This window comes from Dactylosporangium sp. CS-033363 (assembly GCF_050942475.1).
GTDB lineage: Bacteria > Actinomycetota > Actinomycetes > Mycobacteriales > Micromonosporaceae > Dactylosporangium.
Genome location: NZ_CP192032.1, coordinates 9,515,252 through 9,537,554 on the forward strand (window position 1 = coordinate 9,515,252; position 22,303 = coordinate 9,537,554).

Annotated in this window: 23 protein-coding genes; 16 read left to right on the forward strand and 7 right to left on the reverse strand. The window is 71.5% G+C overall.

Going from position 1 to position 22,303, the window contains the following annotated elements; genetic code table 11:
- The first annotated feature begins 29 nt into the window (after nucleotides 1-29).
- The 12 genes from ACQPZ4_RS43840 (at nucleotide 30) to ACQPZ4_RS43895 (ending at nucleotide 12,416) form a co-directional block, all read left to right on the forward strand.
- On the forward strand, nucleotides 30-1,262 hold the full coding sequence (locus tag ACQPZ4_RS43840) for a type II secretion system F family protein (protein WP_433050250.1): 1,233 nt from the start codon (nucleotides 30-32) through the stop codon (nucleotides 1,260-1,262).
- Nucleotides 1,263-1,407: 145 nt separating this feature from the next.
- Complete coding sequence (locus ACQPZ4_RS43845; protein WP_433050253.1) at nucleotides 1,408-1,902, forward strand: prepilin-type N-terminal cleavage/methylation domain-containing protein; 495 nt, start codon at nucleotides 1,408-1,410, stop codon at nucleotides 1,900-1,902.
- Nucleotides 1,903-1,978: 76 nt separating this feature from the next.
- Complete coding sequence (locus ACQPZ4_RS43850) at nucleotides 1,979-2,767, forward strand: prepilin peptidase (protein WP_433050256.1); 789 nt, start codon at nucleotides 1,979-1,981, stop codon at nucleotides 2,765-2,767.
- Between the two features lie 25 nt (nucleotides 2,768-2,792).
- Nucleotides 2,793-3,812, forward strand: coding sequence for a type IV pilus assembly protein PilM (pilM, locus tag ACQPZ4_RS43855; protein WP_433050259.1), 1,020 nt, complete (start codon nucleotides 2,793-2,795; stop codon nucleotides 3,810-3,812).
- Entirely contained in the window at nucleotides 3,809-4,012 is a 204-nt protein-coding gene (locus ACQPZ4_RS43860) for a hypothetical protein (RefSeq protein WP_433050262.1), read from the forward strand. The genes pilM and ACQPZ4_RS43860 overlap by 4 nt, the downstream gene beginning before the upstream one ends.
- 308 nt (nucleotides 4,013-4,320) lie before the next feature.
- Nucleotides 4,321-6,318, forward strand: coding sequence for a hypothetical protein (locus ACQPZ4_RS43865; protein WP_433050265.1), 1,998 nt, complete (start codon nucleotides 4,321-4,323; stop codon nucleotides 6,316-6,318).
- Nucleotides 6,318-6,875, forward strand: coding sequence for a type 4a pilus biogenesis protein PilO (gene pilO / locus ACQPZ4_RS43870; protein ID WP_433050268.1), 558 nt, complete (start codon nucleotides 6,318-6,320; stop codon nucleotides 6,873-6,875). Before ACQPZ4_RS43865 ends, pilO begins: the two co-directional genes overlap by 1 nt.
- A gap of 12 nt (nucleotides 6,876-6,887) precedes the next feature.
- The gene (locus ACQPZ4_RS43875; RefSeq protein ID WP_433050271.1) at nucleotides 6,888-8,558 is read left to right on the forward strand and encodes a putative Ig domain-containing protein; all 1,671 of its coding nucleotides are present in this window, start codon (nucleotides 6,888-6,890) and stop codon (nucleotides 8,556-8,558) included.
- Complete coding sequence (locus tag ACQPZ4_RS43880; protein ID WP_433050274.1) at nucleotides 8,555-9,259, forward strand: hypothetical protein; 705 nt, start codon at nucleotides 8,555-8,557, stop codon at nucleotides 9,257-9,259. Before ACQPZ4_RS43875 ends, ACQPZ4_RS43880 begins: the two co-directional genes overlap by 4 nt.
- Nucleotides 9,259-10,767: a ricin-type beta-trefoil lectin domain protein gene (locus tag ACQPZ4_RS43885; protein ID WP_433050277.1), complete on the forward strand. Its 1,509-nt coding sequence runs from the start codon at nucleotides 9,259-9,261 to the stop codon at nucleotides 10,765-10,767. Before ACQPZ4_RS43880 ends, ACQPZ4_RS43885 begins: the two co-directional genes overlap by 1 nt.
- Nucleotides 10,768-10,828: 61 nt before the next feature.
- Complete coding sequence (locus ACQPZ4_RS43890; RefSeq protein WP_433050280.1) at nucleotides 10,829-11,506, forward strand: phosphatase PAP2 family protein; 678 nt, start codon at nucleotides 10,829-10,831, stop codon at nucleotides 11,504-11,506.
- Nucleotides 11,507-11,528: 22 nt separating this feature from the next.
- Nucleotides 11,529-12,416: a methyltransferase domain-containing protein gene (locus ACQPZ4_RS43895; RefSeq protein ID WP_433050283.1), complete on the forward strand. Its 888-nt coding sequence runs from the start codon at nucleotides 11,529-11,531 to the stop codon at nucleotides 12,414-12,416.
- Here ACQPZ4_RS43895 and ACQPZ4_RS43900 read toward each other — a convergent pair.
- The 6 genes from ACQPZ4_RS43900 to ACQPZ4_RS43925 all read right to left on the reverse strand — a co-directional run bounded on the left by ACQPZ4_RS43900 (nucleotide 12,344) and on the right by ACQPZ4_RS43925 (nucleotide 18,682).
- Nucleotides 12,344-12,985 (reverse strand): lysoplasmalogenase, encoded by a 642-nt coding sequence (locus ACQPZ4_RS43900; protein WP_433050286.1) that lies wholly within the window; start codon nucleotides 12,983-12,985, stop codon nucleotides 12,344-12,346. The genes ACQPZ4_RS43895 and ACQPZ4_RS43900 overlap by 73 nt on opposite strands.
- Complete coding sequence (locus ACQPZ4_RS43905; RefSeq protein ID WP_433050289.1) at nucleotides 12,982-13,809, reverse strand: sterol desaturase family protein; 828 nt, start codon at nucleotides 13,807-13,809, stop codon at nucleotides 12,982-12,984. Before ACQPZ4_RS43905 ends, ACQPZ4_RS43900 begins: the two co-directional genes overlap by 4 nt.
- Nucleotides 13,806-14,510: a FadR/GntR family transcriptional regulator gene (locus ACQPZ4_RS43910; protein ID WP_433050292.1), complete on the reverse strand. Its 705-nt coding sequence runs from the start codon at nucleotides 14,508-14,510 to the stop codon at nucleotides 13,806-13,808. The genes ACQPZ4_RS43905 and ACQPZ4_RS43910 overlap by 4 nt, the downstream gene beginning before the upstream one ends.
- Nucleotides 14,511-14,646: 136 nt before the next feature.
- Nucleotides 14,647-15,282, reverse strand: coding sequence for a hypothetical protein (locus ACQPZ4_RS43915; RefSeq protein ID WP_433050295.1), 636 nt, complete (start codon nucleotides 15,280-15,282; stop codon nucleotides 14,647-14,649).
- A gap of 122 nt (nucleotides 15,283-15,404) precedes the next feature.
- Nucleotides 15,405-17,453, reverse strand: coding sequence for a M3 family metallopeptidase (locus ACQPZ4_RS43920; protein ID WP_433050298.1), 2,049 nt, complete (start codon nucleotides 17,451-17,453; stop codon nucleotides 15,405-15,407).
- Nucleotides 17,450-18,682 (reverse strand): citrate synthase, encoded by a 1,233-nt coding sequence (locus tag ACQPZ4_RS43925; RefSeq protein ID WP_433050301.1) that lies wholly within the window; start codon nucleotides 18,680-18,682, stop codon nucleotides 17,450-17,452. Before ACQPZ4_RS43925 ends, ACQPZ4_RS43920 begins: the two co-directional genes overlap by 4 nt.
- A gap of 72 nt (nucleotides 18,683-18,754) precedes the next feature.
- On the opposite strand from ACQPZ4_RS43925, the gene ACQPZ4_RS43930 reads away from it, so the two are divergent.
- Entirely contained in the window at nucleotides 18,755-19,990 is a 1,236-nt protein-coding gene (locus ACQPZ4_RS43930) for a homocitrate synthase/isopropylmalate synthase family protein (protein WP_433050304.1), read from the forward strand.
- On the opposite strand, the gene ACQPZ4_RS43935 is transcribed toward ACQPZ4_RS43930, so the two are convergent.
- A complete protein-coding gene (locus ACQPZ4_RS43935) occupies nucleotides 19,991-20,188 on the reverse strand; it encodes a hypothetical protein (RefSeq protein ID WP_433050307.1) in 198 nt (65 codons plus the stop codon). It lies immediately after the preceding gene.
- Between the two features lie 135 nt (nucleotides 20,189-20,323).
- On the opposite strand from ACQPZ4_RS43935, the gene ACQPZ4_RS43940 reads away from it, so the two are divergent.
- Genes ACQPZ4_RS43940 through ACQPZ4_RS43950 form a run of 3 tightly spaced genes read left to right on the forward strand, consistent with a single transcriptional unit; the run spans nucleotide 20,324 to nucleotide 22,280 of the window.
- The gene (locus ACQPZ4_RS43940) at nucleotides 20,324-20,464 is read left to right on the forward strand and encodes a hypothetical protein (protein WP_433050310.1); all 141 of its coding nucleotides are present in this window, start codon (nucleotides 20,324-20,326) and stop codon (nucleotides 20,462-20,464) included.
- Nucleotides 20,452-21,621, forward strand: a complete 1,170-nt coding sequence (locus ACQPZ4_RS43945) for a sensor histidine kinase (protein WP_433050313.1) — start codon at nucleotides 20,452-20,454, stop codon at nucleotides 21,619-21,621. The genes ACQPZ4_RS43940 and ACQPZ4_RS43945 overlap by 13 nt, the downstream gene beginning before the upstream one ends.
- Nucleotides 21,618-22,280, forward strand: coding sequence for a response regulator (locus ACQPZ4_RS43950; RefSeq protein ID WP_433050316.1), 663 nt, complete (start codon nucleotides 21,618-21,620; stop codon nucleotides 22,278-22,280). The genes ACQPZ4_RS43945 and ACQPZ4_RS43950 overlap by 4 nt, the downstream gene beginning before the upstream one ends.
- The last annotated feature ends 23 nt before the right edge of the window (nucleotides 22,281-22,303 follow it).

The following is a 22,303-nucleotide window of genomic DNA, read 5'->3' on the forward strand; positions in this document are numbered from 1 at the left end:
GCCGGGGCACACCGAAGGGTGCAGGAGACATGGTCGCCACCAAGACGTACGAGTACCAGTCGATCGACCAGGCCGGCAAGCGCGCCAAGGGCAAGATCGAGGCCTCCAACGAGCTGGCCGCGGCCCAGGCGCTGCGCCAGCAGGGGCTGACCCCGCTCGCCATCACCAGCGCCGACACGCTCATGAAGCGCGATCTGCGGGTGCCGGGGCTGGGCGAGCGCACGACGCTCAAGGACCTGTCGGTGTTCGCGCGGCAGTTCGCCACGATGACCCAGTCGGGCATGTCGCTGCTGCGCTCGCTGGCCGTGCTGGAGGACCAGGCGCCCAAGCCGTCGCTGAAGAAGGCGCTGGGCGAGGTGCGGCTGGACATCGAGGGCGGCACGTCGCTGTCCGGGGCGCTGGGCAAGCACCCGAAGGTGTTCCCCACGCTCATGGTGGCGATGATCCGGGCCGGCGAGACCGGCGGTTTCCTCGACAGCGCCCTGGATCGCATCGCGACCAACTTCGAGAAGGACGCGGCGCTGCGGGGAAAGATCAAGAGCGCGCTCACGTACCCCGTGATCGTGCTCGTCTTCACCGCGGTGATGATCAGCGCCGTCCTGATCTTCATCGTGCCCATCTTCGAGAAGATGTTCAAGCAGCTCGGCGGGGAACTGCCGCTGCCCACCCGGATCATCGTCACCGCCAGCCACACGCTGTTCTGGCTGGGGCCGCTGCTCATCGTGGGCGGCATCGTGATCACCGTGGCGTTCCGCCAGATCATGGCCGGCAATCCGGCCGTGCGGCTGTGGTTCGACAAGGTGAAGCTCAAGCTGCCGGTCTTCGGGCCGCTGTTCACGAAGATCGCGCTGAGCCGCTTCTCGCGCAACCTGGGCACCCTGCTGGGCGTCGGCGTGCCCGTGCTGCAGGCCCTCGACGTCGTCGGGGCCACCACCGGCAACTCCGTCATCAGTACGGCCATGTCGGACCTGCAGCAGGCAGTCCGGGAGGGTCGCCCCATGTCGTCACAGCTGGGCCAACACAAGATCTTCCCGCCCATGGTGGTCCAGATGGTGGAGGTCGGCGAAGAGAGCGGCCAAATCAGTCAGATGCTCGAAAAGGTTGCCGATTTCTACGACCGAGAGGTCGACAGCGCGGCAGAGGCGCTGACCGCGTCGATCGAGCCGATCATGGTGCTCGTCATGGGTGGCGTGGTCGGCGGCATGATCGTCTGCCTGTACCTGCCGATGTTCTCGATCTACCAGAACATCCAGAGCAACTGAACGGCAACGGAATCCGTAGCGCCGCCGCACCAATCGATTCCGTTACTGAGTACACCGCACCACCCACCCGCATCACCGGCGCCAGGCAGCGGAGCCTCGCCGCCACCACCCGAACACCCCAGGCCACTGGAGCAGGAGGCTCTTCATGACCAAGACGCTGCGCAGGATGCAGGAGAAGCGTGCCGCCGGCGACGGCGGGTTCACGCTCGTCGAGTTGCTCGTCGTCGTCGTGATCATCGGCGTGCTCGTCGCGATCGCGGTGCCGATGTACCTCAACTACCGCAAGGGCGCCGCCAACAAGTCGGCCGAGTCCGACGTGCGTGCCGCCGTCAGCGCCGTGGAGCAGTTCTACACGGAGAACAACAACAAGTACCCGTTCTCCGGCTCCAGCACCGCCGACAAGCTCGTCTTCGGCCTCACGGAGAGCAGCGCGTCGGTCACCGGCGACGGCACTCAGACCGCGACGCTCTCGCCGGGCAACAGCATGCAGTACAAGAACAACGGGGCCTCGTACCGCATCTGCGGCATGAACTCCGACGGCAAGACCATCTACGTCTACGACTCCTCGGTCGGTGGCTCGGTCAAGAAGGCGGCGGCCCAGGCCGACCTCGCCGCCTGCATCGCCAGCGCCACCCCGTAACACCGTCCGCGACGACGGCCCGCACCCGGCTGGTTCTCCGGGTGCGGGCCTCATCCGACTCGAAAGGAGAGCCGGCATGGCGTTCGTCCTCGTCGTCGCCGGCGTGCTCGGCCTGGCGGTCGGCTCCTTCCTCAACGTCGTCATCCACCGGGTCCCCCGCGGCGAGTCGCTCGTCCGCCCGGCCTCGCACTGTCCACAGTGCACGGCCCCGATCCGGCCCTGGCACAACGTGCCCGTCCTCGGCTGGCTCGCCCTGCGCGGCCGGTGCGCCGACTGCGGCGCGCGGATCAGCGTCCGGTACCCCCTGGTCGAGCTCGGCACCGGCCTGCTCTTCGCCGCCGTCGCCGCCCGCTTCGCCGGCACCAGCCCGCTGATGCTCCCCGCGTGGCTCTACCTGGCCGCGATCGCCGTCGCCCTCGCGCTCATCGACCTCGACGTGCTGCGCCTGCCCAACGCGATCGTGCTGCCCTCGTACATCGTGGCCCCGCTGCTGCTCCTGCCCGCGGTCGTCGTCGAGCGCGACTGGCCGGCCGCCCTGCGCGGGCTGCTCGCCATGGCCGCCCTGTGGACCTTCTACTTCCTGCTCTCGGTGGTCTACCCCGGGGGCATGGGCTTCGGGGACGTCAAGCTGGCCGGCGTCCTCGGGCTGTACCTCGGCTTCCTCGGCTGGTCCACGCTCGCCGTCGGCACCCTCGCCGCGTTCATCCTAGGCGGGGTGGCCGGTCTGGCGCTCATGGCCCTCGGCCGCGCCGGGCGCAAGACCGCCCTGCCGTTCGGCCCGTCGATGCTGGCCGGTGCGCTGCTGGCGCTCTTCGCCGCCGCGCCGATCACCGACTGGTACACCAACCTCCTCGTCCCCGCCTGAGCCCGGCTTTTCCCGAAGGAGCACGATGGCTGCAGTCAACCTGATCGGGCTGGACATCGGCACGGTGTCCATCCGCGCGGCCGAGACCAGCAACAGCAAGGACGGCCCGGTCATCAGCAACTTCGGGCACATCCTGCTGCCGCCGGGGGCCGTGCAGAACGGCGCGGTCCAGGACGAGCCGGCCGTCACCGCGGCGCTGCGCCAGCTCTGGTCCACGTTCAAGTTCAAGAGCCGCAAGGTCGCCCTCGGCGTGACCCACCAGCAGGTCGTGGTCCGCGAGACGACGGTGGCCAACCTGCCGGCCAAGGAGATGCGCAAGGCGCTGCCGTTCCAGGTCCGCGACGCGCTGCCGCTGCCGCCCGAGCGCTCGCTCATCGACTTCTACCCGCTCGAGGAGGCCACCGGCGACACCGTGCGCGGCCTGCTCATCGCCGCGCCCAAGGACCCGGTGATGGCCGCGATCCGCGCCGTCGAGGCGGCCAAGCTGCACGTGGTCCACGTCGACCTGGGCTCCTTCGCACTGCTGCGCGCCGCGTCCCGCCTCGACGAGCAGGTCGAGGCGCTCGTCGACATCGGCGCCCACGCGACCAGCGTCGTCGTGCACCACGACGGCGAGCCGCTCATCGTGCGCACCATCCCCCGCGGCGGCAACGAGATCACCAAGACCGTGGCCGACCGGCTCGACCTGCCGCTGCAGGAGGCCGAGGAGCTCAAGTGCCGCGTCGGCCTGCGCCCGGACACCGACCCGGCGAGCGCGTCCGCCCTGCGCGAGTCCGTGCGCCCGCTCATCAACGAGATCGGCAGCTCCTTCGCGTACCTCACCGCCGGCGGCCGCCAGGCCCGCGTGAGCCGCCTCGCCCTCTCCGGCGGCGGGGCGATGCTGCCCGGCCTGCTGGAAGCCCTGCACGAGCAGCTCGGCGTCGAGGTGATCGCGGTCGACCCGGTGATGCGCGTCCGCGGGCTGCGCCGGGTCCGCCACGGCAGCCTCGAACAGGTCCGCGCTTCGGCCGCGATCGCCGTCGGGCTCACGCTGGGGGCGTCATGACCGACCACCGCACCTCCGTCGGCGCTTCGGCCGCGACCGCCGTCGGGCTCACCCCCTTCCGCGCCTCGGCCGCGGCCGCCGTCGGGCTCGTCCCTGGGGGCGTCATGACCGACGATCGCACGCCCGCCGCGACCGCCGTCGGGCTCGTCCCTGGGGGCGTCATGACCATCTCCGTCGGGCTCACGCTGGGGGCGTCATGACCGACGATCGCACGCCCGTCCGCGCCTTGGCCGCGACCGCCGTCGGGCTCGTCCCTGGGGTCGTCATGACCATCTCCGTCGGGCTCACGCTGGGGGCGTCATGACCGACGATCGCACGCCCGTCCGCGCCTCGGCCGCGGCCGCCGTCGGGCTCGTCCCTGGGGGCGTCATGACCATCTCCGTCGGGCTCACGCTGGGGGCGTCATGACCGACGATCGCACGCCCGTCCGCGCCTCGGCCGCGGCCGCCGTCGGGCTCGTCCCTGGGGGCGTCATGACCATCTCCGTCGGGCTCACGCTGGGGGCGTCATGACCGAGGACCGCACGCCCGTGTGGAAGCAGGAGTCCGGCTGGAAGGAGCCCGAGGGGCGGCTGACCGGCATCGTGCTGCCCTCCTTCGAGGACCCCGAGGCCGAGCCGCTGGACGAGTTCGAGCGCGACCGCCGGGCCCGCGCGGCCGAGGCCTTTCCCGCCGCTCCGCTCGGCCCGCCGGTCCCGGTCGTGCCGTCCGGTCCCCCGCCGGCCTGGCCGCCGGTGGAGCCCGCGGCCACCGAGCCGCCGGTCGCCGCCACCGAGCCGCCGACCGCGGAGCCGGCCCCGCCGCGGCGGGAGTTTCCGCGCTTCATCCGGGGCGAGTTCGTGCTGCCGGCCGAGGACGCGCCGCAGCCGGAGACCGCCACGCTCGCGCCGCCACCGCCATCGCCGTTCGAGGGCTTCGACCCGCTGACCGCGCCCGTCGACGTCCTGGAGGCGCGGCTGCACCCGGCGGCCGCGACCGCGACCGAGGGGCTGCACCCGGCGGCCGCCGTCGCGCCCGAGGGGCTGCGCAACGCGCTGCCCTCGTGGGCCATGCCGCCGTCGCCGCCCGCCCCTCCCCCGGCCTCGAACTGGGAGCGCATGCCGGCGGCCGACCTCCCCCGGGAGCCACGCGCGGTCGCGTCGGCCGCCGTCGAACCGCCACGACCCGGGTTCGCCGCAGGAGAGTCGCCGCGGCCCGGGTTCGCCGCGGTCGAACCGCCATCGCCTGGGTTCGCCGCCGTCGAGTCGCCGTCGCCTGGGTTCGCCTCAGTCGAGCCGGTCACGGCGCCGCCCGCGAGCGTCTCCGAGCCGACCTGGCAGCCGGTCCTCGAGGAGCCGACCGATCAGTTCCCGCGCGTCCAGGCCACCTCGCGCGACGTCCAAGCCCCACCGCGCGACGTCCACGCCTCCTCGCGCGACGTCCAGGCCCCACCGCGCGACTTCCAAGCCCCACCACGCGGCGTCGAGGCCCCACCGCGCGACTTCCAAGCCCCACCAAGCGGCGTCGAGGCCCCACCGCGCGACGTTCAGGCCTCCTCGCGCGGCGTCGAGGCCCCAGCACGCGACTTCCAAGCCCCACCGCGCGGCGGCGAGGCACCGGTGCGCGCCGGGCAGGCCGAACCGCGCGGCGGCGAGGCGCCGGCGCGTGGCGTTCAGGCCGAATCGCCCGCCGCGCAGGAGCGGGCGCCGTTCGCGCGGATGCCGGTCGTACAAGAGCAGCAGCCGGACGCGGTGGAAGAGCCCGCCGCCGTCGTGCCCGCGGTGCCGCCGCCGCCCGTGGCGGTTCCCGAGGCACAGGCGCCCCGCAAGGCAGGCCGCGAGGGCGCGCCGCATCCCGCGTTCCCGGACGCGACCGCGCGCACGTTCCGCATCCTGCCCATCGCCGCCGATCTCATGCCGCTCGAGATCACCGGGACGCGGCACGTGCGGCGGGTCCGGCGCGGGGTCATCACCGCGGCGGTGCTGGTCGTCGCGCTCGTCGCCGGCTGGTACGGGTACGCCGTCCACGAGCACTCCAAGGCCGAGGACGACCGGCAGGCGATCCTCGACACGAGCCAGGACCTGACCCGGCAGAAGCACAAGCAGTACGACGAGCTGACCCGCATCCAGTCGGAGTCCGGCCAGATCGACCAGCGGCTGCAGCAGGTGCTCGCGTACGACCTGTCGTGGTCGACGATGCTCGCCTCCCTGCGCGAGACCGCCGCCGCCAAGAACGTCAAGCTCTCCGGCATCACCGCCGCGCTGAGCCAGGAGGCGCTCACCGCCAAGGCCGAGGGCGAGATCATCGGCACCGTCACGCTCACCGGCAAGGCCCCCTCGAAGGACGCCGTCGCCGCGTACGTGGACGCGCTCGTCGGCGTGGCCGGCGTGGCCAATCCGTTCCCGACCGACGCGACCCAGGAGAACGACGGCGTGTCGTTCACCATCCGCGTCGACATCACCAAGGCCGCGCTCGGCGGCCGGTTCACCAGCGCCGCGCCGTCGGCCAGCCCCAGCGGGAGCAAGTGATGCGACACGATCGGCTGTGGCTGCTCGGCGGCGCCTTCTTCGCGCTCGTGGTGGTCGCGTTCGGCTTCCTGTTCTTCATCCGGCCCAAGCAGCAGGACACCGACACCATCACCGCCGAGGCGGCCGACGCCCAGCTGCAGGTGGACAAGCAGCGCCGCGAGCTGGCGACGCTGGCCAAGCAGCACGACAACATCGACGAGTTCAAGGCCACGCTGGCCAAGGACCAGGCCGCCCTGCCCGACGCCGACCGGGCCTCGGACTTCCTGCGCGAGCTGCAGGACGCGGGCGAGCTGACCGGGGTGACGGTGAGCGGCGTCTCCGTCGGCAGCGCCGTGGACCTCAAGGCGCTCGTCGGTTTCCAGGTGTACGCCCTGCCGGTCTCCCTCACCGTCGCCGGCCCGACGGCCAAGATGAACCCGTTCCTCGACCAGCTGCAGGTCTCCCAGCCGCGGGCGGTGCTCATCTCCAGCGTCAACTTCGCCCCGTCCACCTCGACCAGCGCGGACAAGTCGAACGTGACCATCAACCTCCAGGCGTTCTACGCCCCGGCGAGCTAGCGGGCCCAGACGATGCAGCGACCGCCGCGGGACGAGGGCTTCACGCTCGTCGAGACGCTCACCTCCATCGCCATCATGGGCGTGGTGATGACCGCGCTCACCACGTTCTTCGTGTCCACCACGAACACCATCAACAAGGAGCGCGGCCTGCAGATGGCCATCCGCCTGGCCAGCGACGGCGTCGAGCTGGTCAAGTCGCTGCCGAGCACGTCCCTGGCCCTGGGCCGCAGCATCACCGACGCCACGAAGCAGCTCACCGGCAACCCGGCCGGCCTCAACCTGACGTCGATGGCCCCGGTCTTCGACCCGAAGCTCAAGAACCTCACCGACGTCAGCAGCGCCACCCCGACGCTGAAGTTCTCCGAGGTGGTCCCGATCAACGACGCCGTGTTCACCCGGCGCTGGATCCTCGGCTCGTGCGCGATGAACCCGGCCGTCATCACGGGCGCGTCCTGCGTCCTGCCGTCGCTGCTGAGCATCGCCAACCCGCTGCCCTACTACCGGGTCATCGTCGCCATCACCTGGCAGAACTCGCGGGCCTGCGCCGGCGGCGAGTGCTCGTACGTCACCGACACCCTCGTCGCCGCCAACACCACCGACCCGGTCTTCAACCCGAGCGCGACCGCCCCGAAGCCGCTGCCCGACAACCCCGGCAACCAGACCGGCGAGGTCGGCGTCCCGATCAGCCCGGTGACCCTGACCGCGAGCAGCTCGTACCAGCCGATCACCTGGTCGGGCGACCAGCTCCCGCCCGGCATCACCATCAGCGATGCGGGCGTCATCAGCGGCACCCCGACGGCTGCCGGCACCTACGTGGTCACCGTGACCGTGAAGGACCAGATCAGCACCAACGACGCCTCGTTCAACTGGATCGTCGTACCGCAACCGACGCTCCCGGTCCCGGACCAGACCTGGGACGCGGGCGCGGCGGTGTCGTACCAGGTGCCGGTCGTCGGCGGCACGGGGCCCTACACCTGGTCGCTGTCGACCACGCTGCCGACCGGCCTGAAGTTCGACACCAAGACCGGCATCATCAGCGGCTCCTCCACGGTCAACGGCGCGGCCGCGGCGACCCCGGTGACCGTCAACGTCACCGACGCGTTCGGGCAGAAGGCGACGAAGACGTTCGTCTGGAACACGAAGGTCGCGGTGCAGTTCCCCAACGCGAGCTACCCGATCGAGCTGACCCAGGGCGTGGCGTACTCCGGCAACGTGTCCGGGTACGGCGGAACTCAGCCCTACAAGTGGTCGGCCACCAACATGCCGGACGGGCTCGTGCTGTCGTCCGCCGGCGCGGTGAGCGGGAAGGTGACCAACGGCACGCGGTACCTCGTGACGCTCACCGTCACCGACGCCAAGGGCGTGAGCAACTCGCTCCTCGTGCCGGTCAAGGTGACCGTGAACTCCGGGCTGCGGGTCACCACGCCGACCCTGGCCGCGCCGGACAAGTCCAGCCCGAAGGGCACCTCGCTCACCTTCAACCCGGCGGCCACGGGCGGCACCGGGGCACTGACCTGGGCCGCGACGGGCCTGCCGGCCGGGTTGGCGCTGAATGCGGGTACCGGCGCCATCACCGGCACGCCGAGCACGGCCGGAACCTCCATCGTGGTGCTCACGGTCACCGACAGCGCCACCCCGGCCAAGGGCACCTCCACCTTCGCCTTCACCTGGACGATCACATGAGCCTGCGCGAACGCACGAGCCTGCGCGAACGCACGAGCCTGCGCGAACGCATGAGCCTGCGCGAACGCATGAGCCTGCGCGAACGCATGAGCCTGCGCGAACGCATCCGGCGCTCGGCCCGGCCCGGCGACGACCGCGGCGTGACCCTGGCCGAGCTGGCCGTCACCACCGGGATCATGTCGGTGGTCATGGCCATCTTCACGACCGCGATCGTGCAGCTGTTCACGGCCGGGAACAAGAACGAGCTCGTCGCGACGACGCAGGCCCAGCTCAACAACGCGTTCCTGCGCCTGGACCGGGAGCTGCGCTACTCGGCCGGCTTCAGCACGCCGCGGACCGACGGCGACGGCAACCAGTTCGTCGAGTACGTCAACACCGGCACGGCCGGCGGGACGCCGGAGTGCGCCCAGCTGGAGCTGTTCAAGGCGAACGGGACCCTGCGCCGCCAGGTGTGGGCGCTGGACGGGTCGCCGACGAACACGTGGGCGGTGCTGGCCAACAGCGTCGACGCCGGGCAGAGCAAGCTCACGCTGCTCAAGCCGACCGAGAACACCGCGTTCCAGCAGCTGCGGGTGGTGCTCGTGGTGGTCACCAACCCGGGCCGCGGCCAGACGACTGCGAACTCCGACGTGACGTTCACGGCGCTGAACAGCAAGGCCAGCACCGACCCGAACACCATCTGCCCGAAGGCGAGGTCGTGATGCTCCGGACGCTCCTGCGGGCCGCGCGGCGCCGCGGCGACGACGGGTCGCTGCCGCTGGCGATGATGCTGACCCTGGTCGGCACCTCGCTGTCGACGCTCATGGTGCCGATTCTCATCAACCAGCTGCGCGACACCGCCGAGACGGAGAGCCGGGCCAAGTCGGTGCACGCCGCGCAGGCCGGCATCGAGGTCGCGATGGGCCGCATCCGGGCCGCGACCGTCGCGCTCACCAGCGTCACCGGCGACCCGTCGAAGCTCTGCCCGGCCGACTTCCGCGGCGACGTGGGCGGCGGGGTGCCCGGCAGCTACCGCGTCACGGTGCAGTTCCAGAACGACAAGCAGGAGGTGATGCCCTGCACCCTGACGTCGGCGCCGGCCTTCGCGGTCATCACCTCGACCGGTGCGCCGAACGCGGCGCAGCTCGACGACAAGGGGATCGCCCGCAAGCTCACCGCCACCTACGTGTTCCGGACCACCAACGCCAACATCGAGGGCGGGCTGCTGAAGTTCCTCGGCGGGCTGTACTGCCTCGACGCCGGTTCCGGTTCGCCGGCCGTGGGCACCAACGTCACCACCCAGCCGTGCAGCAGCGGCAGCGCGCGGCAGACGTTCGCGTACACGAAAAACCTGACCCTGCTGCTGGTCTCCTCGAAGACCGCGGCCAACCCGCAGGGCATGTGCCTGGACTCGGGGGTGAGCCCGGTGTCGGGCGTGCTCCTCACGTTCCAGGTGTGCGGGACGCCGGTGATCCCGTACAACCAGCGCTGGAACCTCGACGACAGCTCCCGCTTCCAGAGCACCAAGTCCGACGGCAGCAACCTCGGCGGCCTGTGCTTCCACGCCAAGTCGGCCAGCACGGCGGGCGCGTTCGTGGAGGTGACGACGTGCGGAACCGCCGACAACACGCGGGTCTTCGCGCCGGAGGCCTCGGTCGGCGCCGGGGCCGCCGGCCCGCCCGCCCAGCTGGTCAACTTCAAGCAGTTCGGCCGGTGCATCGACGTGACGAACTTCAACGTGACGCTCGGGTACATCATCGTGTGGCCGTGCAAGCAGGCGCCGAACCAGAGCAGCGTGGGCTGGAACCAGCGCTGGGTCATCCCCGACACCGGCACCGGGCTCGGCAGCATCAAGGGGCAGATCAAGACCAACGACACCTCGATCACCAAGGGGTACGTCTGCCTGACGACCGCCGACCCGGCCCCCGCCGAACCGCACCTCGTGACGGCGAAGGCGTGCCCGGCCCTGACCGACGACACGGCGCTGTGGACGGTGTCGTACCAGGAGACGACGTACGGGGCGAGCTACGTCATCAAGGACTACAAGGGCAACTGCCTCTCCCCGACGAACCTCGACGACCCCAAGCTGCCGGCGGCCGACATCTTCAAGGGCAGTACGACGGTCAGCAAGCTCACCGTGGCCGCGTGCGACGGCTCGAAGCTGCAGAAGTGGAACGCGCCCGCGAACATCGAGGACCCGACGCCCCTGAAGAACATCGGGGAAAACTAGGGGCTCCGTGGGGGCATCGTCCGGATGGCACGTCTCCCGGTCCGGACGAGGCTCTACAGGCATGAGCATCACGGTGGGGGCGCCGCGGGACGAGGTGTCGCTGGGGCGCCAGGCGGGGATCGGGCTCGGCGCGGCTGTGGCGTACCTGACCGTGCGCGGCGCCGTGAGCGCGACCGACGGGCGCGCGCAGTCCAACGCGGACGCGGTCGCCGGGCTCGAACGCACGCTGGGGCTGCGGGAGTTCGTCGCCGCGAACCAGTTCGTCGCGGGCGCGGCCGAGTGGCTGTACACGTGGGGGCACTGGCTCGCCGCGGCCGCGGTGCTCGTCTGGCTGGCCCGGCGGCATCCGGCGCTGTACTACAGGGCGCGCGACACCATGCTGCTCACCGCGGGCGTCGCGGTGTTCGCGTTCGTCGTCTTCCCGGTCGCGCCGCCGGACCAGGGCGGCGGGCTCGCCTCGCTGCCGTCGCTGGACGCCGGGTGGGACGTGGTGCTGGGCCTCGCCGTCGCGGCGGCGGCCCGGCCGGTGTGGCTGCGCGCGGCGGGCGGGGGGCTCGCCGCGCTGATGGCCTGGTCGGTGGTGCTGACCGGGCACCACTATCTGCTCGACGTGCTCGCGGGGGCGGCGCTGGCCGGGGCGGCCTGGCTGTTCGTGCTGGTCCGGCGGCGGCCGAAGGCGCTGCGGGGGTACGCCGGATGGGACGGACTGGACCTGCACAAAACCGACAACGCGGCGTAGCGGTCGCGACTACCCTGTGCGCATGGATCACCTCAGCACGGAGTACACGGGCTTTCCCGCCGATGTGATCCCGCTGCAGTACCAGGCGCTGCTGCTCACCGACGAGCGCCGCATGAAGGCCTTCGCCGACGCGATCGAACGGGCCGTACACCCGGGGATGCACGTGCTCGACCTCGGCGCCGGCACCGGCGTGCTGAGCTACTTCGCGGCGCGCGCGGGCGCGGTCGTCACCGCCATCGAGCGCGAGCCGCGGGTGTTCGCCACCGCCCGGTCGGCGCTGCGGGCCGCGGTCGGCGACGCGGTGCGCATCGTGCACGCCGACGCCCGCGACTACCTGCCGGATGAGCCGGTCGACCTGGTGATGTGCGAGATGCTGCACGTGGGGCTGCTGCGGGAGCGCCAGGTCGAGGTGATGGGCGCGTTCAAGCGGCGGTACCTGCACCACGTCGGCGGCCCGCTCCCCCAGTTCCTGCCCGAGGCGTGCGTGCAGGCGGTGCAGCCGGTCGAGCAGGACTTCACGTACATGGGGTACACCGTGCCCGCGCCGGTGTTCCAGCTGCCGGAGAGCCGCCAGCCGCGCACCGTCGAGGCCGCTCCCCCGCAGGTGTTCCAGCAGTTCTTCTACGCCGAGCCGCTGCCGGCCCGGTGCGCGGCCGACCTGACCTTCGTGGCCGAGCGGCCGGCGCTGGTCAACGCGGTCCGGCTGCTCACCAAGAACCTGCTGACGCTGACGTACGAGCCGTCGGGCAGCGTCGACTGGACGATGAACTACCTCGTCGTGCCGGTGAGCGAGCCCGTGGAGGTGCTCACCGGCGACGAGGTGCGGGTCCGGTTCGCCTACGCGCCCGGCGACGAGATCCCGGCGCTGACCGACGACCTGCGCGTCTCGGTGCCGGCCCACGCGCGCTGAGCGCCGGTCGCGATCAGGAACAGCGCCGCGGCGTAGGTCGACATCACCACGAGGTCCCGGCCGGGGAAGTCGAGCCCGGCCGCCCCGACCCCGATGAGCAGGTCGGACACGAGGAACAGCGCGCCGCCGAGGCCGATGCGCACGGAGACGCCGGTCGCCGCGCACGCCATACCTACCAGGGCGAGGCTGTACCCGAGGATGGGCCCCCGCAGCGCGCCCAGCTGACCCCAGAGCGCGGCGTTGACCCCGGCCCACAGCAGCGCGTAGACGACGATGGCGAGCGCCTTCGGCCGGTCGTGCCTCAGGAACGCGACGAGCAGGGCGATCTGGGTGCCGAGGAACGCGACCATCCCCGGGATCAGCTGACCGGGGATCAGCAGCACGACGTCGCCGATGGTCGCGAACACGAGCGCGACCGTGACGGGTCCGGGCCTCATGAGGTACCAGATGAGCAGCGGCGCCATCAAGGGCTTGGCGATCCACTGCAGGACGTGCACATTGGTCGCCACCCCGACCAGCTCGACGGCGACGGCGAGCCAGAAGAGCTTGAGCTTGATGCTCTGGTTCATGAGGCGGGCTGCCAGCCGGGGCGGCCGAACACGAACCGCAGCCGGTCGCGCAGGCGCGTCGCGGTGCGCACGTCGTGCCAGATGGCCGCATATTCGTGGGTCGCGACGCGCAGCGGGTTGTAGGTGCCGATGTTCTTCGTCAGCCCGTACTGCACCCGGGCGCGCTCCGGCTCGAACGAGCCGAACATCCGGTCCCAGATGATGAGGATGCCGCCGTAGTTGCGGTCCAGGTACTCCCGATTCGCGCCATGGTGCACCCGGTGGTGCGACGGCGTGTTGAAGAACCACTCGATCGGCGCCCACATCCGGTTGACCCGCTCGCTGTGCAGGAAGAACTGGTACGCAAGGCTGATCGACTGCTGCAGGAACACCATCCACGGCGGAATCCCGATCAGCGGCAGGAACAACCAGAACGGCGTCGCGGTCATCGGCGTCCAGCTCTGCCGCAGCGCCGTGCTGAGATTGAAGAACACCGACGAGTGGTGCACCACGTGCCCGGCCCAGAACACGCGGACCTCGTGGTGCAGGCGGTGGAACCAGTAGTACGCGAAATCGTCCGCGAAGAAGAGCACCGCCCACGTCCATGGACTGTGCGGATCCATCTTCAACGGCGTCAGCACATAGAGCCCGGCAAACGCGAGGGCCACCAGGATCTTCCACGGCACGCCGATGATCTGGCTGCCCAGCCCCATCGACAGACTCGTGGCGGTGTCACGGACCTCGTAGCCGCGCTCCTCGTCATCGGGCAGGAACCGGTACGAGACCGCCTCCATGATGATGAGCAGCAGAAACGCCGGCACGGCGTAGAGGACGGCGGGAATCATACGGCGGCTCCGGGGGTGTTGACGGGGGCGTTGAGCAGCGTCTTGGCCTGGGCTTCCGCGGCAGCGGCGTCGCCCGTGTCGATGTACGCCCCGAGCCGGCGGTGCCCGGGGATGTCGAGCAGCTCGGCGGTGCGGTGCGCGGCGGGCACCCGCCCGACGGCGAGCGCCCCACCGACGAGACTGTTGAACGCGAGCAGGTACGCGGTGTTGCCACTGCCGCGCAGAACGGCCCGCCACAGCGCGATGTTGGCGGCACCCATGCGCTCGAGGTCGGGGGCCTCGTGCGCGTACTGCTCGATCGCCTCGTAAACGGCGTCCTTCTCCGCCGCGGTGCCCCGTTGCGCACACAGCCGCGCGGCGTCGGCGCCGAGGCAGGCCCGCATTTCGAGGACGTCGCGGACCAGGTTCTCGACCGGGAGGCGGTCCTGGGCGCCGGCGGCCATGGCGAGGTCGAGGCCGGCGTGCTCGCGCCAGTCGAGGACCTTCGTCGCGCCGCCCTGCGCCACCCGGACCAGGCCGAGCTGCTGGAGCCTTCTGAGCGCTTCCCTGACCGCGTGGCGGTTGACCTCGAAGATGGCGGCGAGCTCGCGCTCGGAGGGGAGGCTGCCCTCGGGCGCATAGTCACCGGCCAGGATCGCGTCCCTGACCTGGGCGAAGACGTGGTCGGAGACTGAGCTGCGGCTGGCGGGCACGAACTCCATGCCGCGCAGTCTGCCACCCATCAACTGGTTGGACCAGTGCCCGCAGAGGCCAATTTGGCCGTCCGTCGGACCACGTGCGGTCTTGAGGGGGTGTGGGTGGAGCGGAGCTCCCCCACCTGCTCCTGGAGGCACAGCCTCAGTCGTTGGCGGTCAGCTCGTCGACGATCTTCTGGGCCGTGGTGGCGTGCTTGGCGTAGGCGCTGGCGAAGGCGCTTCGCTGGACGGCCTGGGCCGCGCCCGTGACGCTCATTTTTTCCCAGCCGCTGACCTTCTGCAGCTTCGTGTAGAACTTGGCCGAGGCGAAGGCCGGGTCCATGAGCTGCTCCGGGGTGCCCCAGATGCTCACGCGCTGCTGGAAGATGCCGACCGAGTCGTAGTTGGTGCCGGTGCCCTCGTGCGGGAGCTTCAGCGACGCGGGGACCTTGGGGTTGGCCAGGTTCTTGAGGTAGGTCTCCTGCAGGGCGGTCGCGATCGCCACGACCATGGCGCGCTCCGGCAGGTTCATCTGCTTGGCGACCTCGACCACGATGTAGGCGTTGTTCGTCTGCGCCTGGGTGAGGCCGGCGACCGGCTTCGGGACGAGGGACTGGCCCGGCAGCGCGGCCTGCGCGGCGCCGCGCGCGGCGTTGGCGCGGGCGTGCGTCTCGTAGAACTTGGCGGTGTCGAAGCTGGTGTCGTCCGCGACGGGAGTCGGCTGCTCCGGGAACACGGCCCAGGACACACCGACACTGATCAACGAGGCGACGAGGCTGACCACGGCCAACAGCATCATTCTGCTCACGTGCAGACGACGTGCGGCCGCGCGCCTGCGCCGGGGGGTGGCGCCACGCACCGCGACAGCTTACGAACGTGGCGCCCGTACCGAAAGGTGGGATCTCGACCCTTTAACAAAACCTAAGGAAGATTAAGAAGTCCCCGGCGTTTGAGCAGCGGCTCGATCAGCGGGTCACGGCCGCGGAACGCGCGGTACACGTGCATCGAGTCGGCGCTGCCGCCCCTGGCCAGGAGGCCGTCGCGGAACGCGTCGCCGCTCTCGCGGTTCAGGCCGCCACGCTCCGTGAGCCAGTCGACGGTGTCGGCGTCGAGGACCTCGCTCCAGATGTACGAGTAGTAGCCCGCGCTGTACGCCGCCCCGCTGAAGATGTGGGCGAAGTAGGGCGTGCGGTACCGCGGCGGCACGAAGGGCGTGGCGACACCGGCGCGCTCCAGGGCCTCGGCCTCGAACGCCATGACGTCGGTGACCGCCTCGGCCCCCTCGGCGGTCAGGGTGTGCCAGGCGAGGTCGAGCAGGGTGGCGGCGAGGTACTCCGTGGTCGCGAACCCCTTGTTGAACTGCTCCGCGGCCTGGAGCCGGTCGACCACCTCCTGCGGCAGGCGGTCGCCGGTCACGTGGTGGCGGGCATAGTGCTCCAGCACCTCCGGCCAGAGCATCCACACCTCGTTGACCTGCGACGGGTACTCCACGAAGTCCCGCGGCACCCGCGTGCCCGCGAACTTCGGGTACTGCACCGCCGAGAACAGCGTGTGCAACGCGTGCCCGAACTCGTGGAAGAGGGTGCGCACCTCGTCCAGCGTGAGCAGCGTCGGCTCGCCGTCCGGGGCCCGGTTGACGTTCAGGTTGTTGCACACGACGGGCGAGGTGCCGAACAGGCGCGACTGGGCCACCAGCGCGTTCGCCCACGCCCCGCCGCGCTTGGAGGCGCGGGTGAAGAAGTCGCCGATGAACAGGCCGAGCGGCGCCCCATCGTGGTCGAACACCTCGAAGACGCGCGCGTCCGGGTGGTACGCGTGCAGGTCGGGCCGCTCCTTGAAGCTCAGCCCGTAGAGCTGACCGGCGGCGAAGAAGACGCCGTCGCGCAGGACCCGCTCGAGCTCGAAGTACGGCCGCAGCTCGCTCTCGTCGATGGCGTAGCGCTCGCGGCGCAGGCGCTCCGTGTAGTACGACCAGTCCCACGGCTGCAGCGTGAACTCGTCGCCGATGACCGCCTGCAGGTCGTCGGCCTCGGCGGACGCGTTGGCCATGGCCGGCGGGACGAGCTTGGCCAGCATCTCCTGCACGGCCGCGACCGAGCGCGCGGTGTTGTCCGAGATGTTGTACGCGGCGTGGTGCTCGTAGCCCAGCAGCCGCGCCCGCTCGGCCCGCAGCCGCACGATGCGCAGCACCAGGCCGGTCGTGTCGTTGTCGCCGCCCGCGCCCCGGCCGATCGAGGCGTTGTGCAGCCGCTCCCGCAGCGCCCGGTCGTGCAGCGCGGCCAGCTGGGGCTGCGCGGTCGGGAGGATCAGATTCAGCGCGTACTGCCCGTCGAGCCCCCGGTCCTTGCCCGCGACCGCCGCGGCGGCGACGGCGTCGGCGGACAGCCCGTCGAGGGCCGCCTCGTCCTCGACGATCACGGCGCGGGCCTTCATCTCGTCGCGCACCAGGTTGCCGTAGTCGGTGGCGAGCCCGGCCAGCTCGGCGTTGATCGCGCGCAGCCGCTCGTGCTGCGCCTCGGACAGCTCGGCGCCCGCGCGCACGAAGTCGGTGTGGTAGCGCTCCAGCAGCCAGGCGGGCTCGGGCTCCAGGCCGAGCTCGTCGCGCCGTTCGTAGAGGTCCTTGACCCGCGCGTACAGCCCGGCGTCGAGCATGATCGCGTCACTGTGCGCCGACAGCCGCGGTACGACATCCGCTTCTATGGCTTGAAGCTCTTCCGAACTGTGCGCGCTGGTCAGCGTGAAGAACGCGGCGGACACGCGCTGGAGCACGCGTCCCGAGCGCTCCAGCGCGACCAGGGTGTTGTCGAGGGTCGGCGCCGCCGGGTCGGCCACGATCGCGGCGACCTCGGCACGCTGCTCCTGCATGCCTCGCTCGAAGGCCGGCAGATAGTGCTCGAGCTCGATCCGATCGAAGGGCGGCAGCTGGTACGGCAGGTCGCTCGCCGCGAAGAACGGGTTGTCCGTAGTCACGTACCGACTGTATCGACCTCTGCTCCCCGGAAGGGCCCCGTGTAGCTGGCGCGCAGGCGGAGGCGGGTGGGGCTGGTGTACTCCTCGATCGCGTGGGCCAGCCAGCCCGCCGTCCGCGCGATGCCGAAGATCGCCTCGCCGGCCCCGCGGGGCATGCCGGCCAGGTGGGTGAGCAGGCCGAGGGCGAAGTCGACGTTCATCGGCGGCAGCGAGTGGTGCGCGGCCTCCCGCAGCAGCGCGTCGGCCACCGCCAGCCGGGGATTGCCGGGCATCGTGCGGCGCAACCGGTCCAGGAGCGCCTCGCCGCGCGCGTCGCCGCCCTTGTACACCGCGTGCCCGAACCCGGAGATCCGCTCGCCCCGCCGCAGCCGCTCCCCGATCGCGTGCGCGGCGCGGTGCGGCTCGTCGATCTCGGCCAGCAGCGCCTCCACGCCGAGCGAGGCGCCGCCGTGCAGGGCCCCGCTGACCACCCCGAGGCCGGCGGTGACCACGGCGTAGGGGTCGGCCCGCACGGACGCGGCGACCCGGGCGGCGAGGGTGGACGAGGCCAGCTCGTGGTCGGCCAGCAGCACCATGGCGAAGCGGAGCACGTCCTCCAGCCGGTCGTCGGCGCCGTCACCGGCGAGCTTTCTCCACAGCCGCACGTGCAGCTCCGGTACGAGCGGGCGGCGGGGTTTGCGGGCGCCGGGATCCGGGAGCGCGTCGACCATGCCGCCGAGGATCGCGGTGCCGGTCCGCTGGACGGCGGCCGGCTCGAAGTTCAGGCGCACCGGGTCGGCCGCGGCCATGGCGGCCACGATGACGTGCAGGCGCTCCAGGGGCAGCACTCCCGCGGGCAGGCCGCGCTGCGCGTCCCGGGCGGCGGCCAGGCCTTCCGGGCGCGCCGCGAACGGCGCGCGCTCGCCCGGCTCCGCCTCGCCGGTCCACAGCCAGGCGGCGACGTCCTCCAGGCGCCAGGTGGCGGCGAGCTCGATGGCGTCGCGGCCGCGGTAGTAGTGCCGGTCCTCGCCCAGCATGGTGATCGCCGACTCGATGACCAGGTCGGTGGTGCCGGCGCGGCGGCGCGGCCTTCCCCGGCGGGCGAGGGCCTCGATCTCGGCGGCGTCGAACACGCTGCGGCCGTCGGTCTTGCGGCGGGTCAGGACGCCGCGGCTGACGTACGCGTACAGCGTCGCCTGCTTGACTCCCAGCCGCTCGCACGCCTGCTCGACGCCGATCCACTCGCTCATTGCCCACCCAACACCGTATGTTGATTTTCGTCAACGTTGACACAAATCACGCACGAGAGTCAACCTTGACTCATGTCAACCTCAGTCAAGCCCCGAATCCACTTCCTGGACGTCACCAACCGCGACGGGGTGCAGACGGCCCGGACCGGGCTGTCGAAGTTCGGCAAGACGATGGTGAACTTCTACCTGGGCCGGCTCGGGGTGGCCCAGTCGGAGATCGGGTTCCCGTTCCTGTTCCACGAGGTGCCGTACGTGCGCGCGCAGACGGCCCTGGAGCGCGCGGGCGCGTTCGGCTCGCTGCGGCTGTCCGGCTGGTGCCGCGCGGTCGCGGCCGACGTCGAGCGCTCGGCCGGCCTCGGGCTGCGGCACTACAACCTGTCGATCTCGACGTCGGACCAGATGCTGCAGAACAAGTTCCGCGGGAGACTCGACCGCGGCGCGCTGATCCGGGAGATGACCGCGGCGGTGCGCGCGGCCAAGGACGCCGGCGCGGAGACGGTCGGGGTCAACGCCGAGGACGGCTCCCGCACCGACGAGGGGTTCCTGACCGAGTTCGCGCTCGCGGCCAGGGAGGCCGGCGCGGACCGGCTGCGCTACTGCGACACGATCGGCGGCGACACGCCCGGGCGCATCGGCGAGCGGTTCGCCAAGCTGGCCGGCGCCACCGGCATGCCGATCGAGACGCACTGCCACAACGACCTGGGCATGGCCGTGGCCAACTCGCTCGCGGGGGCGTTCGGCGACCTCGCCGCCGGGCAGGACGCCTGGATCAACACGTGCGTCAACGGCATCGGCGAGCGCTCCGGCAACGCCGACCTGATCTCCTGCATCCTGGCCCTGCGCCACGGCTTCGGGGTGCCGGAGGGCGCGGAGATCGGCGACGAGCTCGACCTGACGTGGGGGCGGCGGTTCGCGGCCTGGGCGTCGTACGCGTTCGGCCAGCCGCTGCCCAACAACCAGCCCGGCGTCGGGCCGAACGCGTTCGCGCACGAGTCCGGCATCCACGCCGACGGGGCGCTGAAGGACCACCGCAACTACGAGCTGTACGACGAGGAGCTGCTCGGGCCGTACCCGTCCGAACGGCACGCGCGGGCGGGCCGCATCGTGCTGACCGGCGAGTACGGCGGGATGGCGGGCTTCCGGCACGTCATGGACGACCTCGGCGTCGAGGTCACGGACGAGACGCGCACGTTCGAACTGGTGCAACTGGTCAATGCGAGCACGGGGCGGCCGCTGACCGACGACGAGCTGCGGCTGATCGCGGCCCACCCGCAGGAGCTTTCCCTGTTGTACCCCGGGCTGCTGTGACTACAGCATCGCGTGCCGGACGATCCAGCCGAGGCGCAGCGTCTCCTCGTAGGAGAACTCCAGCTCCATGATCTCGGTGAAGCGGCGGTCGACCTGCAGCGGCGTGAACCGGTGCACCGCACACTCCATCCACACCGGGATGCGGGAGGCGGGGTTGGCCAGGACGGCGAGCTTGCCGCAGCGGCGGGCGTTTCCCATGCCGGACAAGCTATCCAGGGCCCGTGCCGGCACCCACCCGGACACCTGGGGCCGGGGCATACACCAGATGGTGTACGCCCCGGTGTCACCGCCGAGACGACGACCGCGGGACCGCGCGTCCCTAGCGTCGGTGGCATGACGAAAACCATGCAAGGCGTACTGCAAGGAGTGCTGATCGGGCTGGCGACCGCGCTGCTCGGCGTCCTGCTGACCCAGGTGCACACCGATGGGCTCCTGGTGATCGGCCGTGCGACGGTGGTCACATGCAACCGCTGACCCGCACCGCCACGGCCGCGTTCGGCGCCGTCACCGTCCTGGGCGTGCTCAGCATGGCCGCGGCCGGCGGCGCCGGGCTCGCCGACCCGGGGCCGATCAGCCTGGCCTGGGCGCTGTTCGGGCTGCTGTGGCTGCAGCGGCGCTTCCCGCTCACCGGGCTCGGCGTGGGCGTCGCGACCATCCTGGCGCTGCGCGTCTCGCACCTGACCGACACCGGCTGGCTGTGGCCGGCGACCTTCCTCTACGTGCAGGCCGCCCTGGTCCGCGGCGCGCCGGTCATCGTGTCCATCGCGTCCGTGCACGCGCTCACCGCGTTCAACCTCGACTGGACCACGCTCAGCCACTCCGCGCGCACGGCGGTGGCGAGCGTCGGCACGGACGCGCTGTGGTTGTGCGCGGCGATCGCGGTCACGCTGTCGTACCGCAACTGGCGCCGCTTCCAGGCCGAGTCCCTGCAGCGCCTGCGCACCGAACTGGACGAGCAGCGCACGGCCGAACGGCTGCGACTCGCGCAGGAGGTGCACGACGCCGTTGCGCACACGCTCACCGTGGTCGGTGTCCATGTGAACGTGGCCGCGGACGCGCTGGACAGCGACCCGGACGAGGCGCGGGCGGCGCTGCGGCTGGCCCAGGACATCCGCCGGCGGGCCATGACCGACCTGTCCGCGCTGGTGGGCGTGTTGCGCACGGGCGACGGGATCGCGCCGCCGGTCGCTCCCCCGGCGCTGGAGGACCTGGTCGCGGGCGTCCGCGCGGCGGGGCTGGACGCCACGCTGCAGGTCGACGGGGATCCCGATTCGGTGCCTTTGCCGGTACGGCTTGTCGCTGCCGCCATCGTCCGCGAGGCCCTCACCAACGTGGTCAAACACGCCGGGGCGGGACACGTCGCGGTGGAGGTCCACTATGGACCGTCCACTTCGGTGCGCGTTTCGGACGACGGACGCGGTTCGACGCGCGGGCGCGCGGGCGACGGCGGGCCGGATGGCGCGGCCGAGCGTGGCTTTGGCGCTTCGTCCGGCTCCGGCTCCGGCTCCGGCTCCGGACAGCGTGGGCACGGGCTCACGGGGCTGGCCGAGCGGGTCGCGGCGCTCGGGGGGACGTTCAGCGCGGGGGCGGGCGAGGGGGGCTTCGCGGTACACGCGAAGATTCCGGCATGACCGTGCGCGTGCTGCTCGCCGATGACCAGGCCCTGGTCCGCGCCGGGTTCGGCAGTCTGCTGCGGCGCACGCGCGACATCGCCGTCGTGGCCGAGGCCGGCACCGGCGACGAGGCGGTGCGCGCCGCGCGGGAGCACCGCCCCGATGTCGTCTTGATGGACATCCGCATGCCGGGCCTGGACGGGATCGCCGCGACCGCGCGCATCTGCGGCGATCCCGCGCTCGCGGGGACGCGGGTCATCGTGCTCACCACGTTCGAGACGGACGAGTACGTGTTCGCCGCCCTGCGCGCGGGCGCCAGCGGCTTCCTGACCAAGGAGGTCGAGCCGGACGAGCTGCGCCGGGCGGTGCGCGTGGTGGCGGCCGGCGAGGCGCTGCTGTCGCCCAGCGTGACGGCGCGCGTGGTGACCGAGTTCGCGCGGCGGCCCCCGGGCGGCGGCGGGCGGAGCCTGGACTTCCTGACCGCGCGCGAGGTCGAGGTGGTCCGCCTCGTCGCCGGTGGACTGTCCAATGAGGAGATCGCGCGCACGCTGTACATCAGCCCGCTGACCGCGAAGACGCACGTCACCCGCGCGATCGCCAAGGCCGGCGTGCGCGACCGCGCGCAGCTGGTGATCTTGGCGTACGAGTCCGGACTGGTTCGCCCGAACGACGCATGATAGTAACGTTCGGCTGATGCGTC

What these genes read in the sequence shown, in the direction of transcription:
- ACQPZ4_RS43840 (WP_433050250.1), top strand. Translation starts at nt 30, where the DNA reads ATGGTCGCCACCAAGACGTACGAGTACCAGTCGATCGACCAGGCCGGC.
- ACQPZ4_RS43845 (WP_433050253.1), top strand. Translation starts at nt 1,408, where the DNA reads ATGACCAAGACGCTGCGCAGGATGCAGGAGAAGCGTGCCGCCGGCGAC.
- ACQPZ4_RS43850 (WP_433050256.1), top strand. Translation starts at nt 1,979, where the DNA reads ATGGCGTTCGTCCTCGTCGTCGCCGGCGTGCTCGGCCTGGCGGTCGGC.
- pilM (WP_433050259.1), top strand. Translation starts at nt 2,793, where the DNA reads ATGGCTGCAGTCAACCTGATCGGGCTGGACATCGGCACGGTGTCCATC.
- ACQPZ4_RS43860 (WP_433050262.1), top strand. Translation starts at nt 3,809, where the DNA reads ATGACCGACCACCGCACCTCCGTCGGCGCTTCGGCCGCGACCGCCGTC.
- ACQPZ4_RS43865 (WP_433050265.1), top strand. Translation starts at nt 4,321, where the DNA reads ATGACCGAGGACCGCACGCCCGTGTGGAAGCAGGAGTCCGGCTGGAAG.
- pilO (WP_433050268.1), top strand. Translation starts at nt 6,318, where the DNA reads ATGCGACACGATCGGCTGTGGCTGCTCGGCGGCGCCTTCTTCGCGCTC.
- ACQPZ4_RS43875 (WP_433050271.1), top strand. Translation starts at nt 6,888, where the DNA reads ATGCAGCGACCGCCGCGGGACGAGGGCTTCACGCTCGTCGAGACGCTC.
- ACQPZ4_RS43880 (WP_433050274.1), top strand. Translation starts at nt 8,555, where the DNA reads ATGAGCCTGCGCGAACGCACGAGCCTGCGCGAACGCACGAGCCTGCGC.
- ACQPZ4_RS43885 (WP_433050277.1), top strand. Translation starts at nt 9,259, where the DNA reads ATGCTCCGGACGCTCCTGCGGGCCGCGCGGCGCCGCGGCGACGACGGG.
- ACQPZ4_RS43890 (WP_433050280.1), top strand. Translation starts at nt 10,829, where the DNA reads ATGAGCATCACGGTGGGGGCGCCGCGGGACGAGGTGTCGCTGGGGCGC.
- ACQPZ4_RS43895 (WP_433050283.1), top strand. Translation starts at nt 11,529, where the DNA reads ATGGATCACCTCAGCACGGAGTACACGGGCTTTCCCGCCGATGTGATC.
- ACQPZ4_RS43900 (WP_433050286.1), bottom strand. Translation starts at nt 12,985, where the DNA reads ATGAACCAGAGCATCAAGCTCAAGCTCTTCTGGCTCGCCGTCGCCGTC.
- ACQPZ4_RS43905 (WP_433050289.1), bottom strand. Translation starts at nt 13,809, where the DNA reads ATGATTCCCGCCGTCCTCTACGCCGTGCCGGCGTTTCTGCTGCTCATC.
- ACQPZ4_RS43910 (WP_433050292.1), bottom strand. Translation starts at nt 14,510, where the DNA reads ATGGAGTTCGTGCCCGCCAGCCGCAGCTCAGTCTCCGACCACGTCTTC.
- ACQPZ4_RS43915 (WP_433050295.1), bottom strand. Translation starts at nt 15,282, where the DNA reads ATGATGCTGTTGGCCGTGGTCAGCCTCGTCGCCTCGTTGATCAGTGTC.
- ACQPZ4_RS43925 (WP_433050301.1), bottom strand. Translation starts at nt 18,682, where the DNA reads ATGAGCGAGTGGATCGGCGTCGAGCAGGCGTGCGAGCGGCTGGGAGTC.
- ACQPZ4_RS43930 (WP_433050304.1), top strand. Translation starts at nt 18,755, where the DNA reads ATGTCAACCTCAGTCAAGCCCCGAATCCACTTCCTGGACGTCACCAAC.
- ACQPZ4_RS43935 (WP_433050307.1), bottom strand. Translation starts at nt 20,188, where the DNA reads ATGGGAAACGCCCGCCGCTGCGGCAAGCTCGCCGTCCTGGCCAACCCC.
- ACQPZ4_RS43940 (WP_433050310.1), top strand. Translation starts at nt 20,324, where the DNA reads ATGACGAAAACCATGCAAGGCGTACTGCAAGGAGTGCTGATCGGGCTG.
- ACQPZ4_RS43945 (WP_433050313.1), top strand. Translation starts at nt 20,452, where the DNA reads ATGCAACCGCTGACCCGCACCGCCACGGCCGCGTTCGGCGCCGTCACC.
- ACQPZ4_RS43950 (WP_433050316.1), top strand. Translation starts at nt 21,618, where the DNA reads ATGACCGTGCGCGTGCTGCTCGCCGATGACCAGGCCCTGGTCCGCGCC.